Raw genomic sequence first — 18,829 nt, forward strand, 5'->3', positions numbered from 1 at the left:
TAATATGGATACTTTACTTCAACAGTTAATAAATGGTTTAACAATAGGAAGTCTGTATGCATTAGTGGCTTTAGGTTATACAATGGTTTACGGTGTGATGAAGTTAATCAACTTCGCACACGGTGACCTTGTTGCCTTTTCTGCTTATGTGGGATTGACTATTTTTACACAGTTTTATGGTTCAAATGCATTATCATTGGTAAATATTGTTATTGTATTTACATTAACTGCATTAGTTGTGGCTTTTGTAGGTGTTCTTCTTGAGCGTCTTGCATATAGACCTTTAAGAACGGCACCAAGGTTAAGTGCTGTAGTTTCTGCACTTGGTGCGTCACTTGTAATCCAAAATGCAATTATGCTTATTTGGGGTCCAAATATGGAAATTTTTCCAGCTGATGTATTTCCTGCAACATCTTGGAACTTTGGTGGAGTAATTATATCGTTTACACAATTAGTTATTTTGGCTTTATCTGCTGTATTAATGGTTTCTTTATACATTTTCATTAATAAAACAAAAATGGGAACAGCAATAAGAGCAACGGCAATTGACCAAGATGCAGCAAAACTTATGGGTATCAATGTAAACAGAGTTATTATGACTATTTTCATTATTGGTTCTATGTTAGGTGCAATTGGCGGTTTGTTTATTGGGATTTATTATAGAGGTTTAACATTTGACATGGGATGGCTTTATGGTTTAAATGCCTTTATTGCAGCTATTATTGGTGGTATTGGAAGTATTCCAGGAGCAATGCTAGGTGGGCTATTGCTAGGATTATTCAATGCTTTAATATCAGGATATATTTCAACAGAATGGGCAGAAACATTTACATTTATTTTATTAATTATAATTTTAATTGTAAAACCAACTGGACTTCTTGGTGAAAACACAGCGGAGAAAGTATAATGAATAAAACTACAATTATTGCTACTTTATTTATAGTAGTTATGGCAGTTTTCCCATTTTTGGTTGATTCTGCATGGCTTAGTATTGGTATTACATTTTTAGTATTTGCCGTAGTTGCTTTTTCTCAAGATATTATTTTAGGAAGAGCTGGTGTTTTTAATATGGGTCATGCAATATTCTTTGGGCTTGGAGCATATACTACAGCTATATTAAATATACATTTTGGTTTTGAGATTATTGAAACTGTTCCTTTTGCGATTCTAGTTCCAGTTGTTTTCTCAGTTTTACTAGCAGGACCAATTATCCACCTAAGAGGGGATTATTTACTTGTGGCAACTATTGGTTTTAATATCATATTTGAACAAGTATTATCAAATGACGTATTTGGTTTAACAGGTGGTCCAAATGGTATTTTTGGAATTGATTTCATTAGAGTTTTTGGATATGAGTTTACAACTGATACTTCAGTTTATTATGTTGCATTTGGATTACTGATTATAACTTTGTTTATTATAAGAAACCTAGATACATCAAAATATGGAAGAGCGTTATATTATATAAATAAAAATGAAATTGCAGCAAAATCTATGGGTATTAATATCTCATATTACAAACTTTTTGCATTTGCTTTAGGTGCTGGTATTGCTGGAGCTGCAGGTGCAGTGTTTGCAGTTCAATATTCAGCTGTAAGTCCTGAGTCTTTTAACTTTATGCAATCGGTTATGTTCTTTGCAATCGTTTTAGTTGGTGGATCAGCTTCACTTCCTGGAATTATTATTGGTACATTTGTGATGTTTGTATTACCTGAACTGTTTACTGAGTTTAAAGAATCAAGATATTTAATTTTTGGTGCGGCTATGGTTCTTACTATGATTTTAAGACCAAATGGTGTTTGGCCAGCTACTTTTGGAAATATCCCAAAATTTCTTAAAAAGAAAGCAAGGGAGGCAAAATAATGAAATATGTATTAGAAATAACAAATGTTTCAAAGTTTTTCCATGGATTAGTTGCAATTGATGACTTAACTATTAACGTAAAACCTGGTCAAATATATGGAATCATTGGTCCAAATGGTGCTGGTAAAACTACACTTTTTAACTGTGTAACAGGTATTTATACTCCAGAACAAGGAACTATAAAATATAAAGGTGAAGATATAACAGGAATGGCTCCACACAAAATTGCCCAAAGGGGAGTTTTAAGAACATTTCAAAATATTCGTCTTTTTAAAGAGATGAGTGTTGCTGAAAATATCATTGCTGGATGTCATACAAAATCAAACCAAAAATGGTACCACGCTATCTTTCACACTCCTTTTTATAAAAAAGATGAAAGTAGACAGTGGGAAAAAGTTGCTGAATTGATGGATTTCTTTGGATTGACAAAACATGCTAATACTCCAGCAGGAGATTTATCATATGGAAATCAGAGAAAAATAGAGATGGCAAGAGCACTTGCAGCTGAACCTGAACTTCTTATTTTAGATGAACCAGCCGCTGGACTTAATGAAAATGAAACAATAGAACTTACAAATATCATCTTAAAAATAAAAGAGATGGGACTTGGAATTATGATGATTGAACATGATATGGATATGGTTATGAAATTAACTGATTATATTACTGTTATAAACTTTGGAAAAGAGATTTCTCAAGGTCTACCATCATTTGTTCAAGATGACCCAAAAGTAGTTGAAGCATATATTGGAATAGACGATGATGAGGAGGATGCATAATGGTAAATAACGAAGTATTATTAGAGATTAGAGATCTTCATGTATCTTATGGGGCAATATCTGCTATTAAGGGTATTTCTTTAAAAGTATTAAAAGGAGAAGTTGTAACAATACTTGGTGCAAATGGTGCTGGTAAAACTACAACTTTACAAACAATATCTGGACTTTTAAAAGCAAAATCAGGAAGTATAATTTTTGATAAAAATGATATTACAAAATCTGAAGCTCACGATGTTGTAGGACTTGGAATGTCACATTCTCCTGAAGGAAGAAGAGTTTTTGGAACACTAACAGTTGAAGAAAACCTTATGATGGGAGCATATACATTAAAGGACCATGATAAAGAGACTTTGGAATGGATTTACGATATTTTACCAAGATTAAAAGAGAGAAAAAAACAACTTGCAGGAACTCTAAGTGGTGGTGAGCAACAAATGCTTGCAATTGGAAGAGCTATTATGAGTAAACCTAAACTTTTAATCTTAGATGAGCCATCACTTGGACTTGCACCAATTTTAATTAAGGCAATTTTTAAAGCAGTAAAAGAGATTGCACTAAGTGGAGTTACAGTTTTATTAGTTGAACAAAATGCAAAAGCAGCGCTAAAATTAGCAGATCGTGCTTATGTATTAGAAGTTGGGAAAATCACACATGAAGGAACTGCTGAAGAGTTATTAAACTCTAAGACAATTCAAGAAGCCTATTTAGGGAAAAAGCATTAATATGAGACATAAACGTAGATTACAATCAAAAGTACAAGATTTACATAAAGGCCAGGCAATCCTTAATTAATTAGCAAGATGGCAATACTTAATAGTCATTAGCCTTTTGAGCACATTTAAAATATGTGCTCTCAAGCTGCTTAAAAGTAATTTAAAAAACAATAAATTTTTAAGGACAATAAATGATAAATGAAACAAAAATTATAGATTCAGCTATAGAATTAGCTGAAAAATGGCAAAACAGAGCTACAGAACTTGTAAGTGACTACGATAGAGAATTCTATGTAAAAATGAATAAAATGCTTGATCATCCAAAAGATAAAGCACTTTTAATTGAGTTGATGGATCAATGTTTTAGATGTGATTCAAATGCAAGAGTTGCTGACCAAATCATTTTTCTTTTAGAAAAGCATGGTATGGCACATTTCTTTACAACAAAAGATAAAACACTTCTATGGTTATTCCAAAACTTCGGTAAATTTTTACCAAACTTATCTGTTCCTATGTTTGTAGACCAAATAAGAGAAGATACAAAAACAGTAGTTATTAAAGGAGAGGCAGGGCCTTTTAATAAACACTTAATCATGAGAAAAGAAGAAGGTACAAGAGTTAATATCAATCTTATTGGTGAAGTAGTACTTGGTGAAGAAGAAGCCAGTGAAAGAATGGAAAAATATTTAAAAGCTTTAAGTAATCCAAATATTGACTATATTTCTATCAAAATCTCAACAATTTACTCTCAAATCAATCCTTTAAATTTTGAGCATACAGTTGAAGTACTTGTTGAAAAATTAACTAAAATATATGAACAAGCAATCAAGTATCCTTATATAGCTCCAGATGGAACAAAATCAAATAAATTTATCAATCTTGATATGGAAGAGTATAGAGATTTAGCTATTACTGTTGAAGTATTCAAAAGAACATTAGATAAACCACAATTTAAAAACTTCTATGCAGGTATTGTTTTACAAGCATATGTTCCAGATTCATTTTTAGTACAAAAAGATTTATTGGCTTGGGCAAAAGCAAGAGTAGAAAATGGTGGAGCTCCTATGAAGTTTAGACTTGTAAAAGGTGCTAACATGGAGATGGAAGAGACTGAAGCTAGTCAAAAACATTGGGAAATGGTTACTTATACTGATAAAAGTGATACAGATTCTAACTACAAAAGAATGGCAAGATATGCACTAGATCCAGAAAATGCAAAATATATGCATATAGGAACTGCATCTCATAACTTATTTGAGTTAGCATATGCTACAACATTAGCACAAGAAAATAATACATCTGAATATCATACATTAGAGATGTTAGAAGGTATGAGTGAAGCTGCAAGATTAGCAATTAGAGAGATTTCTAAATCAGTAATTTTATATGCTCCAACAGCAGCAAAAGAACAGTTTACAAATGCAATTGCATATTTAGTAAGAAGACTTGATGAAAATACAGGTCCTGATAACTTTATTAGATACTCATTTGGTCTAACTGTTGGTTCAAAAGATTGGAATATGCAAAAAGAGTTATTTATAAAATCTTTTGAAAATGAAAAAACTTCATTCGTAGGTTCAAAAAGAACTCAAAATAGACTTGAAGAAAAATGGGATGATTTTTCTCATTCATCTTATGATACAAAAGATTATCATGCGGAAGCTGATACTGATTTTATTTTAGCAAAAAACCAAGAGTGGGCTAAAAATATTGTTAAAAAATGGAAATTTTCTAAAGACACTGAACATAAAATCACTCCTATTGTTGTAGGTGGTGTTGATATAACTGAAGATAGAAAAGTTGTAGAAGCTATTGATAAGTCTCAAATAATAGATGGTGTTCTTGCAGGTAAATTTGCAAATGCGAATGCAGAAGACCTTAAAAAAGCAGTAGAAGTTGCTCGTGATGATGTTGACGGTTGGAGAAGTTTAACTCATGAACAAAGACATGCTGCACTAAAACTTGCTGCTATAAAAGTGCGTGAGAGAAGAGATGATTTAATAGGTGTTGCTGCTGCTGAAGTTGGTAAAGTTTTTACAGAGACTGATGTAGAAGTTTCTGAAGCTGTTGACTTTTTAGAATTCTATCCATATAGCGCAGACTATTTTGATAAATATGAAAACTTAGAATTTACAGGAAAAGGTGTAGGTGTAGTAGTTCCACCATGGAACTTCCCTGTTGCTATTCCTTTAGGTGGAGTTGCTGCAACTTTAGCTGCTGGTAATACAGTTATTATAAAACCAGCTTCAGTTGCTGCTTTAACAGCATATGAGATGTGTAAATGTTTCTGGGATGCTGGTATTTCTAAAAATGTACTTCAATTTGTTCCTTGTCCAGGAGCACTTGCTGGTGAACATTTAATTGCAAATAAAGATGTTGACTTTGTAATCTTAACAGGTGGAGAAGATACAGCGGCAACTATGCTTAAAACTAGACCAGACTTATTCTTAACAGCAGAAACTGGTGGAAAAGATGCAACTATTGTTACAAATATGGCAGATAGAGAACAAGCCATTAAAAATGTATGTCAAAGTGCCTTTGCAAATTCAGGTCAAAAATGTTCTGCGACTTCACTTTTAGTTTTAGAAGAAGAAGTTTATAATGATGAAGGCTTCAAAAAAGCACTATTAGATACTGCAAAATCTATGAGTGTAGGTTCTGTTTGGGATTTCAAAAATAGAATTGGAACTTTAGCAAACCCTGTATCTGGAAACCTTAAAAAAGCTATTAGTGAACTAGAAGGTAATGAAGAGTGGCTGTTAGCTCCTGAATATGCAGAAGATAATGAATATATGTTAAAACCTGCAATTAAATGGGGTGTAAGTGAAGGTAACTTTATCCATATGAATGAGCTATTTGGACCAGTGCTTGCTGTTGTAAAAGCAAAAGATTTAAAACATGCTGTAAAAATTGTAAATGATACTGGCTATGGTTTAACTTCTGGGATTGAATCACTAGATGAGAGAGAAGTTTCATATTGGAGAGAAAACCTAAAAGCAGGTAATTTATACATAAATAGAGGTACAACTGGAGCAATAGTTATCAGACAACCTTTTGGTGGTATGGGTAAATCTGCAATTGGTGCAGGAAGAAAAGTTGGTATATTTAATTATATTACACAATTTGTTGATTTTAAAGAAAATTCTCTTCCAAAAGTTAAAAGAAATCATAATAATGAATTAACAAGATTTATCGCTGATTGTAAATCTTCAAAAAACAATAAAGAAGATTTTGAAAAACTTGAAATTGCATTACAATCATATTTAGAAAACTATGATAATGAATTCTCACAAGAGAAAGATTATTGTAAAGTTAGAGGTGAAGATAACCACTTTAGATATCTGCCTTTAAAAAATGTAGTTATAAGAGTTTCAGGTGATGATTCTATATTTGAAGCAGTTGCAAGAATATTGGCAGCAATTGTATCAGGTGTAGAATTTAAAGTATCAGTAGATAATAATAAACTAGTTAAGTCATTCTTGGAAGAAGCAACAATTTTATTCAAAGGAAATAATACTTTAGTTGAAGAAGATGATAAAAAATTCTTAAAAACTATTGCTAACTTTGATAGAGTTATTTATTCAAATATCTCTAAAGTATCAACAGCAGTATTTGAAGAATCTGTTAAATCTTTGACATTTATTGTAAGACAACCTGTAATGATGGAAGGAAGATTAGAACTCTTAAATTACTTTATTGAGCAATCAATTTCTCACTCTTTTCATAGATATGGAAATATAGGAGCTAGAGAAATAAAATAAGAAGGAACCTCCTTCTTATTACTCATCAATTTTAACCCACTATTTGTACATATTGTGATGTTAAAATTCTAAAAAATATTATAGGAATTGTCTATGGAAACATGGTTTATAGTTTTAGTTGTTTTTTGCATAGTTATATTTATGTGGTATGTACATGATAAATATGTGCAAAGAACACATCAAATCTTGGTTAATTATCCAATAATTGGACGTTTAAGATTTGTTTTTCAAGAGTTTAGAGAGCCATTTAGACAATATTTTGGTGATGAAAAATTTTATGAATCAATGGATAAGTTAGACTGGGTATATAGTGCATCAAGAGATAAAGTAAATTTTTCATCTTTTTCTCCATCACAACCTTTGCCAAAACCAAAGTTTATGCTTAGGCATGTAAATATTGTATTAAATGATAATGAAGTTGATGATGATTTTTCAGTTACTTTTGGTGAAAAAAGAGAAAAACCTTTTGTAACATCTTCTATTATAGGAAGAGCTCCCATGAGTGATGGTTCTATTTCACCTGAGGGAACTAGAGCTTTTGTATATGGTTCACAAAGAGGGAATTTCCCTATCAACTCAGGTGAAGGTGGATTAACATCGAACTTTTTCGTAACACATAATAGTTATGATAAAAGCTATATGGAAATTGTAAGAGGAAGTAGTTTTGCATACAAAATGTTTAAAATGGCAAAAATATTCTTTAATGAACCTGTTGCAATTGATTTTTATAGAAAACATATATTTAAGAATAATAAAGAAGCAGATACATATGTATTTAACAAAGAAAAAAAATGTTTTTATAGACCAAACTGGAACGCTTCACTAGAAAGTTTTCCAAAAAATGTCCCTTCTGATATGCCAGATATTATTTTACAAATTAGTTCTGGACTTTATGGTGTTAGAGATAAAGAGGGTAACTTTGATATGCAAAGGTACAAAAAGCAAATGAGCTTTTGTAAAATGACAGAGATTAAACTTGCCCAAGGAGCAAAGCAAACAGGTGGAAAACTTATCGCAGAAAAGGTTACTCCTTCTATTGCTTATTATAGAAATATAGAGGCACATAAAGATCTGTTTTCACCAAATAGGTTTCCATATGCTACTTCAAATGAAGAGTTATTTGATTTTATTGGTACTTTACAAAAAGCTTCAGGAAAACCAGTTGGAATCAAAATTGTTGTTTCTGATTATGACAATATTGTTCCAATTGCAAAAGAGATTAAAAGAAGAGTTGATTTAAATCTTCCATTTCCTGACTATATCTCTATTGATGGTGGGAGTGGAGGAAGTGCTACTGCACCATTAGAGATGATGGAAAGAATAGGAATGGATATTAGGGATGCTTTATACTTAGTTGATAAAGTATTAAAAGACCATGGCGTAAGAGAACATATAAAAATCTCAGCAAGTGGAAAAATACTAACTCCTGATGATGTGGTAATAACACTTTGTTTAGGAGCAGATTTTGTTCAAATAGCACGTGGGTTTATGATGAGTGCCGGATGTATACGAGCTAGATATTGTTCAGGTGCTACAAAACATCAATGTCCTGTGGGTTTAGCAACTCAGGATATTAAAAAAAGGCGACATTATTTTGTAAATAAACATTCAAACTATATAAAAAATTACCACAATAATGTTTTAAAAAGTATGAAAAGTTTGTTGGCAGTAATGGGTTTAAAAAATATCAAACAGCTAAATAAAGAGAAATTAATATTTTTAGATATTGATTCAAAAATCCATGATGATATGGATGCTTTATTTGAAAGAAGGATTTTACTTAAAAAGTAATTTATTGTTTTGTATCTACTGGTGAGTAGGCATATTTAAAAGACACCCCATATGTCCTCTTTATATTCCGTCATATGCCTACTCACCAGTGGATACATAAGGATTGTCGAAATTTCTGTCTATATTACGCGCATTATAGAAGAGTATGAATAACTATTTACTTTAAAGAAATTTCAAAAATTTAGAATTAATAGAAAAAAAGGGGAACTATTAATTTTAACAAAAGAAAGGGTTTTAAATGAAAAAATTAACAAAAATAAGTTTAGTTGCTAGTTTAGCACTAATTACAACTCAAGCATTTAGTGCAGACACAATTGCAAAAGCTTTCGAAGAAGGTAAAATAAGTGGAGAGATTAAATCTCAATATTTCCAAAAAGAAGTTGGAGCTTCTCACGATAAAGTTGGTATTTGGACAAATGGTGGTAATTTATCTTTTGTTACAGGTTCTTATTATGGTTTAAAAGCTGGTGTTACATTTCAAGCAGCAACAGTAACTTCAGATGATTTAGATAAAGGTCCTACTGCGTATAATAGTGACCAAAATGTTTCTGGCGCAGTTGCATCACAAGCATATTTAGAGTATACAAGAGGAAATACAACTGGTAAAGTTGGTAGACAGTATATTTCTACTCCACTAGTTGCAGGTTCTAGTTCTAGAATATTTAAAGAATCTTTTGAAGCTATTCTTCTTTCAAATACTGATATTCCAGGTACTACTTTAGTTGCTGGTTATGTTGATAAAGAACAATATAGAACTGATATTGCTGCTAGAGGAGCAACAAATGGAACTGTTAAAGCTGTTTCTGGATTTGAAAATGTTCAAGATGGTGCTTATACATTATATGTAAAAAACAACTCTATTGAAAACTTAACTCTTGACGGACAATATGCTCAAATTAAAACAGATGGAACACAAGTTAATGATAAAAAAGCATTCTATGCTTCTGCTTCTTATAATATCAATCCTTTTACTATTTCAGCACAAACATATCAAACTGATGATGGAAGTGCAACAAACTCTGATGGTAAAGCATATGGTATTGATCTTGGTGCTAATTTTGGTAAGTTATCTTTAGGAGCAGCATATACTACTATTGATGATGAAGCTGATATCGTAAATGGTATAGGTAATGGTGCTGATTATATGTATACATGGGCATGGATTTATGGTGGAATTTATACTGCTGATACTGATGCATATAAATTATCTGCTGGATATAAAATCACTGATGATTTATCATTCGACATAATGTATTCATCATGGAAAACTGGTAGTACAAACAGACAATCTGAGACTGGTTATATCACATCGTATAATTTTGATAAAAACTTATCGGCAACATTTGTATTTGCAGATTATAATAATATATCAACAGAAAGCTATAGATCAAGACTTTACGTTTCTTACAAATTTTAATATAAAAAAGGCTTATAAAGCCTTTTTTATAAAACAAATAAACACTCTACTTCGAACTATGTAAAAAATTATTAAATTAATTTTTTACATAGTTTGAAATAAAACAAGGATATAAGATGTTAGGTATAAATAACATAAACATCGGGAAAAAAATTATCATTTCACCTGCTATTGCAGTAATATTTTTACTAATTTTGACAATTTTTTCTAATAAAGCATTAAAATCAGATAGGGATACTTTAAAGGAAATTGTTCAAGTTAAATTTGAACTTTATGTTGTCAGTACTAAACTTTTAACTGATATTGAACTATATAATACCGTATTATATAAAGTATTTAACTATGTTACAGGAGCATATGAAGAAGCTGAAATTGAGGCTGAAATAAAAATATTAAATGCTCTACAAAAAGAAGTTAATGAAGATATGAAAAAACTAAAACAAGCAATTATTCATGATGAAAATGTTAAAAAAGCGTTAAAGAAATTGAAATTGATTTAAAAGAGTATAACACACAAATAAATGATGCAATGAATGATGTGATGAATATATATTTAGATAAAATTTTAGAAACTGATATACCATATTCTAAAATAACTAAAGAATTAAATAAGATTACAAAATTTGCTTATAAAGAAAATAACAAAAGTTATGCTATAGCTTTAGACAAAATTAGCAATACCCTCTCTACTCTAAATATACTAAGTATAATTGCTTTTGCCTTATCATTTACTATTATTATTTTTGTTACAAGGTCAATAAAAAATCCACTGAAAAAGTTTCAAGATGGACTTCTTGAATTTTTTAAATATTTAAACAAAGAGATTGATGATACTCAATTAATTGAACTAAATACTAAAGATGAACTAGGGAAAATGGCAAGTGCAATAAATAATGGTATTTTACAAATTAAAGATGGTGTAGAAAAAGATAAATTATTAGTTGCAAGTGCTATAGAGTGTGCAAATGAAGCAAAAAAAGGGTTTTTAAATGTAAGAATAAGTGGCGATACAACAAATCCTGCTTTGATTGAATTAAAAGACGTAATAAATGAAATGTTAAGTTCGATTGAGTCAAATATAAAAAATGCCATGGCAGTGCTTGATAAGTATACAGAGTATGATTATAGACCAAAAGTAGACTTAAAAAATATGGATGGTGATTTAAAAGATTTAAGCGAAGATATTAATAGTTTAGGAAGTGCAATTACTGCAATGCTTTTAGAAAATAAAGAACTTGGATTATTTCTATCACAAAAGGCGGACATCTTATCTGCAAATGTTCATAACTTAAGCTCTTCTGCAAATAATCAAGCTGCATCTTTAGAAGAAACAGCTGCGGCAATTGAAGAGATAACTTCCAATATGCAAAACAGTTCACAAAATATTTCAGAAGTTACAAGTTATGCAAATGAAGTATCAAAATCTGTTAAAGATGGGTTAAACTTAGCATCAAAAACAACTTCTTCTATGGATATAATAAATGAACAAACAAATGCAATCGCAGATGCAATTACAGTCATTGACCAAATTGCATTTCAAACAAATATTTTATCACTTAATGCTGCAGTTGAAGCAGCAACTGCTGGTGAAGCTGGAAAAGGTTTTGCTGTTGTTGCACAAGAAGTGCGAAATCTAGCTTCAAGATCAGCAGAAGCTGCAAAAGAGATAAAAGCCTTAGTTGAAAATGCGACAATAAAAGCAAATGATGGTAAAAGCATATCTAATGAGATGATTAAAGGATATGATAAATTAAATGACAATATTCAACATACACTAAAACTTATATCTGATGTTTCAGTCTCATCAAAAGAACAATTTTCTGCAATGGAACAAATCAATGATACTGTAAATAAATTGGACCAAGTGACACAAGAAAATGCATCTTCAACATCTGAGTCAAACAAGGTTGCTAGTGAAGTTAAAGGTATAGCAGAAAAAGTTGTATTACATGCAAATGAAAAAGAGTTTGAAGGAAAATAAACTATCAAATTTACACTTAAGTATCTATTGGTGAGTAGGCATATATTATTCATTTGACACCCCATATGTCAGCCCTCCTTAAACACTATATGCCTACTCACCAGTGGATATTTATTTCTTTAACTCTTTTTCATATTTACTTATAATTAACTCTAAAATCTCTTCTTTTTTCATATTTTCATCAATTTGTAAATCAAAAGCATAATCTAAAATCTCTTTAAATAAAACACCAGGCTTATAACCTAAAGCCATTAAATCTTTTCCCATTACAATAGGTTTTAGTCCTTCATTAGTAACTTCCAATTGTATTGCTTTATTTTTTAGCCAAGAAATTGCTTCATGACATTTACACTTATCTTCTATTGTTCTGCCTAGACAATCTGCCAGACAAACTAAACAAAGCATCTCTATATCAACTTTTAAAGCTAATCTTTTTACTGCTTTATCACTACTATTATGTAAATATAGTTGAAAGGGTGAAAGATGATTTTTTACTAAAGGAAGAACATCAGAGATTAGTTTTTTATCACTAGTTAGTTTTTCTAAAAAAGATATTGTGGGCTCTATTCCTAAAGACTCATGCTTATGGGAAGTTATTTTGCCATCTATTACTTTTGTACAAAGTGGCTTTCCAAAATCATGGCAAAGTATTGCAAAAAATAGAACTAAATCTTTATATTCATCACCTGTTTTTAATTTAGCCATTTCATCTAAAGTCATAAGAGTATGAACCCAAACATCACCTTCTGGATGATATTCAGGCTCTTGTTCACAGCCAATTAATGCTTGTAATTGGGGATAATACTTTAATACTTCTAATTCTTTTAAAAGTTCAAAGCCTAAAGAAGGTTTAGGTGATTTTAAAAAGAGTTTTTTTATCTCTTCAAAAATACGCTCTTTTGGTAACTCTTCCAAGTCACCATTTAAAACCATTTTTTTACATAAAGCAAAAGTTTTAGTATCCAATGTAAATGCAAATCTTGAAGCAAATTGAATAGCTCTATAAACCCTTAAAGGATCTTCCATAAAACTATTATCATCAATATGTCGTAAGATTTTATTTTCTAAATCTTTTAGTCCATCAAAGGGGTCTAAAATCTCTTCATTTATAAAATCATATCCTAGGGCATTTATTGTAAAATCTCTTCTTCTAGCTGCCTCTTTAAAGCTTAAATGGCTATTACTAATAACTTCAAAGCCTTTGTGACCTTTAGCTACTTTTTTTTCAACTCTTGGCAAGGCAAAATCATACTCATCATTGTCAACTGAAAGTTTTAACACTCCATATGATTTTCCTACAAGTTTTACTTTTCCAAATTGTTCTAAATGTTTTGTGAGGGTTTCAAAGCTTTCTATATGAAAAACTTCTATGTCATAATCTTTTATTTGTAAGTTTAAAAAGTGGTCTCTAACACATCCTCCTACAAGAATAGGCTTTGCACCTTTTTCTTGTAAAAGTTTTAGTATCCTTGTTAGAGTATTGGGTAACTTGATACTAGTTTTTTTCGTTGATAATATGCACATCTCTTTGAGGGAAAGGAATAGAGATTCCTTCTTTATCAAATGTATTTTTAATATCTTCGATTAAGGCCCATTTTACAGCCCAAAAATCAGGTGTATTAACCCAAACTCGAACTACAAAATTAACTGATGAATCACCTAGTTCTGAAACAGCAATTGTAATTGCTTCATCTTTTAAAACTTTATCATTTGATTCAATTATTTTAGTAATCAAATCTTTTACTATTTTTAAGTTATCACCATACCCTACACCAATAAGTAAATCAACTCTTCTTTTAGGATGAGCATTTACATTTGTTATACTTCCTGCAGTAATTGCGCCATTTGGCACTAAAACTCTTTGATTATCTGGTGTTGTAAACTCTGTATTAAACAAATGTACTTCAGTAATAGTTCCACTTACTCCACCAGCACTTACAAAATCCCCTATTTTAAAAGGTTTAAAGAAAATAATCATAACGCCAGATGCAAAGTTTGATAAAGAATCTTTAAGTGCTAAACCAACAGCTAAACCAGCTGCACCTAAGATTGCCAAAAATGAAGTTGACTCAACTCCTAATTGTTCTAAAGCAGTTAAAACAACAACTACTACTAATACATAATAAATAATATCATCAAAAAAGTTTATAAGAGTTTCGTCAAACTTTGGATTTTTTCTAATCATAGTAGTTAATAGGTTTGCAACCTTTTTAGCTAACCACTTACCAACCACAAATATCACAATTGCCATTGCTACATTTAAAGAATAAAGACCGATTATATCCGAAACTGTTTCTACACTATTTCCCATGTTAATCCCTTTTTATATTAGTTTTTTTAATTTGTTTACAACTTCAGCTAAAGAGACTTCTTCTTTTTCTAAAGTTTTTCTATTTACAATCTCAACTAAGCCATCTGGAAGTTTTTTACCAACTACAACAGCATATGGAAATCCAATAAGTTCAAAATCACTCATTTTAAATCCAAATCTTGCATTTACCCTATCATCTAAAATAGTAGAAATACCTGCTATTTTTAAATCATTATATATCTTTTTACCAGCAGTCAACTCTTCTTCTTTTTTTGCATTTGAAACAATAATATCAACCATAAAAGGAGCTGTTTCTTTCGTCCAAATACAACCTTTATCGTCATGATGTTGTTCAACCACTGTTGCTACAAGTCTAGATACACCTATTCCATATGTTCCCATAACAAAAGGTTTAGACTTACCATTTTCATCTAAAAAGTTTGCTCCAAGAGGTTCAGAATATTTAGTTCCAAGTTGAAAAATATGTCCAGCTTCTATCCCTTTTGTATGGATAAGTTTTCCGCCACAGCAAGAACAAATATCTCCTTCTTGAACAGCAATTAAGTCAAAATATTTCACATCTTTTAATGTAGTTAAGTCAGTTCCAGTAAAATGATAGTCAATTTCATTTGCACCACAAACTAATCCAACTTCATCCTTTAATTCATTATCAATAACAAAATTTATATTTTCAGGTAAATTAAATGGTCCACAATATCCAGCAACTAAACCAGCATCTAAAATATCAGCATCATTTGCATCAAGAAGTTCTAAGGCATCAACTGCATTTGTAGCTTTTGTTTCTTCCAGTTCGTCATTTCCTCTTACAAAGAAAACTACTACTTCTTCTTTCTCTTCATATATTGCTTTTTTAATTACTGCTTTTATTGATTGAGCTTTTGGAGTGCTTAAAAAGTTTGAAACATCTTCAATAGTTTTCATCCCCGCAGTTAATACTTTTTCCATTTTTATATTTTCAGCAGTAAGCTCATACCAGTTTTTAGTCTCTTTTTTTGCTCTTGTAGCTGCTTCAATATTAGCACCATATTCACACTCTTCACATACAACTATTGTATCTTCACCTGAATTTGCCAATACCATAAACTCTTTACTTCCACTTCCACCAATTGCACCACTATCTGCTGCAACTACACGAAACTCTAAACCTAATCTTGTAAAAATCTTTTTATAAGTCTCTTCCATAAGATTAAATTCTCTAATCATATCCTCTTCACTAGAGTGGAAAGAATAAGAGTCTTTCATTAAAAATTCTCTTCCTCTCATAAGTCCAAATCTAGGACGTGCTTCATCACGAAACTTTGTATTGATTTGATATAAATGAACAGGTAAATCTTTATATGAAGTAACTCTATTTTTTACTAAATTTACCATTGCCTCTTCATTTGTAGGACTTAAAACAAAATCACTACCTTTTCTATCTTTGATTCGAAGCATCTCTAGACCCATTTTAGATGCACGACCACTCTCTTCCCAAAGTGTAGTTGGTGTTACAAATGACAATTGAACTTCATTAAGCCCTGCATTATCTAACTCTTCTTTTACAACAGCTCTAATTTTGTCTAATACTATCTTTCCTAAAGGCATAAAATTATATAAACCAGCACCTTCTTGATTGATAAATCCAGCTCTGATTAAAAACTGATGAGATGGTAAAGTTGCATCTTTTGGTGCTTCTTTTGTAGTTGGTATAAACATTTGAGAAAATTTCATTTATATTCCTAATTATTAAATTTTATTGCGTGGTCGCATTTTTGAATAGAGTTTGATTTACTCTCTAGGCCAAATACTGATTGTACTGTGCCTAAAATAATATCGCACTCAACATCTTTTGAAATCTTTTTTAACCTAGTTGTTGGTTCATGTAAAAATTCATTTAAAACTGTTTGACAAAGTTTTTTAATATTTTCTTCATCTTCAGCTTTTACAAAACCTTTTTTTATAGCATTTTGAAGTTTCTTTTCAATTACATCATCTGCTTTTGTATAAAGATGTTTTACTACAGGTTCCACTTCAAGTGATTTTAGCCATTTAAAAAACTCTTCTGATTCTTGATTAACGATTTGATATGCTCTTTTTGCTTGTTCGGCTCTTAGTGTCATATTTGAGTTTACTATCTCTTGTAAATCATCTACAGCATATATTTTTAAGTTTGAGCTTTCTATCTCTTCAATATCTCTTGGTACTGCAATATCAAACCAATGTCTACCAAAAGAACAATTCTTCACCATGCTCTCTTTTATGATGGGATAGGGAGCTGCAGTTGCTGTAATCATTATTGGTATTTCATTTAAAAGTTTTTCTAAATCTTCATAAGGCTCAACACTTACTTCAAAATCAAAAGTATCCACAAGCATTTGTGCTTTTTTAATATCTCTACTAGTAAGAACAATATCAAATCCAGCTTTATTTAAGTGCTTCATTGTAAGTTCACTCATCTCACCAGCACCAATAACTAAAGCTTTTACTCCACTTGTATTTTGAATAATATCTTTTGCTTTTGCAACGGCAGTTGAAGCCACTGAAACAGAACCTGTTCCTAAGCTTGTCTCAGTTCTTACATTTGCAGCACACTTAAAAGCATAGTTCATAGCTTTTGAAATACTTTTACCGCAATAACCTTTTGCCAAAGACAATCTAAAAGCGTCTCTTAATTGTCCTACTATTTGAGTCTCACCTATAACTAGTGAATCCAAGGCTGAAGCTACTGAAAAAAGGTGATGTATAGCACTTGTATTATCATAAATATCAGCTCTTTCTAATAAGTTCTCATAATCTAGTCCTGAATATTTTGCCAATATTTGGAAAATCTTTTCTTTTGATTGTTTGATATTTAAAGAAGTAGTCATTATCTCAACTCTATTACAGGTTGATAATAAAACTACCTCATCAATAGATTCATCTGCTTTTACACTTTTTAAAAAAGTCTCTACTGAACTTTCATTTGAAAAAGCAATCTTTTCTCTTGTTTGTATATCTGTATTTTTGTGGGTAAAAGAGATACTTAAATAACTCATACTTTAAAACTCTCTTTCTATCATTTCTTTCATAATTTTCACAAGACCATCTGAATTTTCGTCTTCTAAAATCATGATTGCTTCTCTTCCTAAAGCTTTTGCTTGAGAGATAGCATCATTTAATGAATCTGTTCGCTCCATTTGTTGTTTTATCCAAAGGGCATCTTCTTCATTTAACTCTTTTTTGAAAAGTGATTCCAACTTTGTTTTATCATCTAATCTTTGATGTAATAATAAATAAGGAATTGTAGCTTTTCCTTCAACAAAATCAAACATTGCAGGTTTTCCTAAAGTAGTTGAGTCTTGAGTAATATCTAAAATATCATCAATCATTTGAAAAGCAAGACCTAGATTTTTTCCATAAAGAGCATATTTTTCTTCATCTTTATTAGCCAATATTGCAGCACTTGCAGCACTTGCTTCTATAAGTGAAGCAGTCTTTTTATAAATCATATCAAGGTATTTTTTGTAATCAGTATTAAAAGTTTCTGTCAAATCAATATCTAGCATCTCTCCAATACTTAATTTTGTAACAGCACTTGAGATATTGTAAGCAACTTTTCTATCCATTTGTGAAAGTTCAGTAAAGGCTTTAGAGTATAAAACATCTCCAAACATAATTGCTGTTTTATCATCATATAAAGCATTTACAGAGGGGCTTCCTCTTCTTGTATCTGCCTCATCAATAACATCATCGTGTAAAAGTGATGCCGCATGAATCATCTCAACTATTGCACATAGTTTTATTGACTCTTCATTTACTCCAGCAATTTTAAGTATTAGTTTAGACCTTAACATTTTTCCAGTTGCTAGATGTCCAAAAAGTTCTATGCTCTTTTCATCTTCACACTCTTTTACAAACTCTAAAATTTTTTCTTTTACTATTTTTAATTCTTCCACAAAATACCTTATGAATCTAATCTACAAATAATTTCACCAGTAAACTCAATATACAAATCATCTTTTACCTTAGATACCTCATCAAGATTTTCTAAAACAAAAGAGTCTATATCTTCATTTACATCATAAGCCTCACCTTTATCTTTTGATAAAAGTAATTCCATCGCTGCGTATTTTTCCAATATTTTATCTAACTCATCACTTACAACTTCACTTGATGCGTGTTTAACCACATCCAAAAACTTTGACTTTGGAGTTCCAAATAAAATATCATCCAT

General features: G+C 30.7%; 15 protein-coding genes. 9 read left to right on the top strand and 6 right to left on the bottom strand.

The window, feature by feature from the left end; all coding sequences use genetic code 11:
* The first annotated feature begins 4 nt into the window (after positions 1-4).
* The 9 genes from Q0617_RS01245 to Q0617_RS01285 all read left to right on the top strand — a co-directional run bounded on the left by Q0617_RS01245 (position 5) and on the right by Q0617_RS01285 (position 12,305).
* Entirely contained in the window at positions 5-907 is a 903-nt protein-coding gene (locus Q0617_RS01245) for a branched-chain amino acid ABC transporter permease (protein WP_298749612.1), read from the top strand.
* Positions 907-1,863 (top strand): branched-chain amino acid ABC transporter permease, encoded by a 957-nt coding sequence (locus Q0617_RS01250; protein WP_298749614.1) that lies wholly within the window; start codon positions 907-909, stop codon positions 1,861-1,863. Before Q0617_RS01245 ends, Q0617_RS01250 begins: the two co-directional genes overlap by 1 nt.
* The gene (locus tag Q0617_RS01255) at positions 1,863-2,642 is read left to right on the top strand and encodes an ABC transporter ATP-binding protein (RefSeq protein ID WP_298749616.1); all 780 of its coding nucleotides are present in this window, start codon (positions 1,863-1,865) and stop codon (positions 2,640-2,642) included. The genes Q0617_RS01250 and Q0617_RS01255 overlap by 1 nt, the downstream gene beginning before the upstream one ends.
* Positions 2,642-3,364 (top strand): ABC transporter ATP-binding protein, encoded by a 723-nt coding sequence (locus Q0617_RS01260; protein ID WP_298749618.1) that lies wholly within the window; start codon positions 2,642-2,644, stop codon positions 3,362-3,364. Before Q0617_RS01255 ends, Q0617_RS01260 begins: the two co-directional genes overlap by 1 nt.
* Before the next feature lie 182 nt (positions 3,365-3,546).
* Positions 3,547-7,116 (top strand): bifunctional proline dehydrogenase/L-glutamate gamma-semialdehyde dehydrogenase, encoded by a 3,570-nt coding sequence (locus Q0617_RS01265; RefSeq protein WP_298749620.1) that lies wholly within the window; start codon positions 3,547-3,549, stop codon positions 7,114-7,116.
* 93 nt (positions 7,117-7,209) lie between these two features.
* Positions 7,210-8,907 (top strand): FMN-binding glutamate synthase family protein, encoded by a 1,698-nt coding sequence (locus Q0617_RS01270; RefSeq protein WP_298749621.1) that lies wholly within the window; start codon positions 7,210-7,212, stop codon positions 8,905-8,907.
* A 238-nt stretch (positions 8,908-9,145) separates the two neighbouring features.
* On the top strand, positions 9,146-10,324 hold the full coding sequence (locus Q0617_RS01275; protein ID WP_298749622.1) for a porin: 1,179 nt from the start codon (positions 9,146-9,148) through the stop codon (positions 10,322-10,324).
* Positions 10,325-10,440: 116 nt separating this feature from the next.
* On the top strand, positions 10,441-10,824 hold the full coding sequence (locus Q0617_RS01280) for a hypothetical protein (RefSeq protein ID WP_298749623.1): 384 nt from the start codon (positions 10,441-10,443) through the stop codon (positions 10,822-10,824).
* A 29-nt stretch (positions 10,825-10,853) separates the two neighbouring features.
* Positions 10,854-12,305: a methyl-accepting chemotaxis protein gene (locus Q0617_RS01285; RefSeq protein ID WP_298749625.1), complete on the top strand. Its 1,452-nt coding sequence runs from the start codon at positions 10,854-10,856 to the stop codon at positions 12,303-12,305.
* Between the two features lie 111 nt (positions 12,306-12,416).
* Here the strand turns inward: Q0617_RS01285 and Q0617_RS01290 are convergent, their stop codons facing one another.
* From Q0617_RS01290 to Q0617_RS01315, 6 genes are read right to left on the bottom strand one after another with little or no spacing between them, the layout of a single operon-like run.
* Entirely contained in the window at positions 12,417-13,829 is a 1,413-nt protein-coding gene (locus Q0617_RS01290) for a hypothetical protein (protein ID WP_298749627.1), read from the bottom strand.
* Positions 13,801-14,616 (bottom strand): mechanosensitive ion channel domain-containing protein, encoded by an 816-nt coding sequence (locus Q0617_RS01295; RefSeq protein ID WP_298749629.1) that lies wholly within the window; start codon positions 14,614-14,616, stop codon positions 13,801-13,803. The genes Q0617_RS01290 and Q0617_RS01295 overlap by 29 nt, the downstream gene beginning before the upstream one ends.
* Before the next feature lie 12 nt (positions 14,617-14,628).
* Positions 14,629-16,347, bottom strand: a complete 1,719-nt coding sequence (locus Q0617_RS01300; protein ID WP_298749632.1) for a proline--tRNA ligase — start codon at positions 16,345-16,347, stop codon at positions 14,629-14,631.
* Between the two features lie 8 nt (positions 16,348-16,355).
* Positions 16,356-17,651 (bottom strand): glutamyl-tRNA reductase, encoded by a 1,296-nt coding sequence (gene hemA / locus Q0617_RS01305; protein ID WP_298749634.1) that lies wholly within the window; start codon positions 17,649-17,651, stop codon positions 16,356-16,358.
* Between the two features lie 3 nt (positions 17,652-17,654).
* Complete coding sequence (locus Q0617_RS01310) at positions 17,655-18,551, bottom strand: polyprenyl synthetase family protein (protein ID WP_298749636.1); 897 nt, start codon at positions 18,549-18,551, stop codon at positions 17,655-17,657.
* 8 nt (positions 18,552-18,559) lie between these two features.
* Positions 18,560-18,829, bottom strand: a complete 270-nt coding sequence (locus Q0617_RS01315; RefSeq protein WP_298749638.1) for a DUF2018 family protein — start codon at positions 18,827-18,829, stop codon at positions 18,560-18,562.

It is taken from the genome of uncultured Arcobacter sp., assembly GCF_937982575.1.
In the GTDB taxonomy this organism is placed as follows: domain Bacteria; phylum Campylobacterota; class Campylobacteria; order Campylobacterales; family Arcobacteraceae; genus Arcobacter.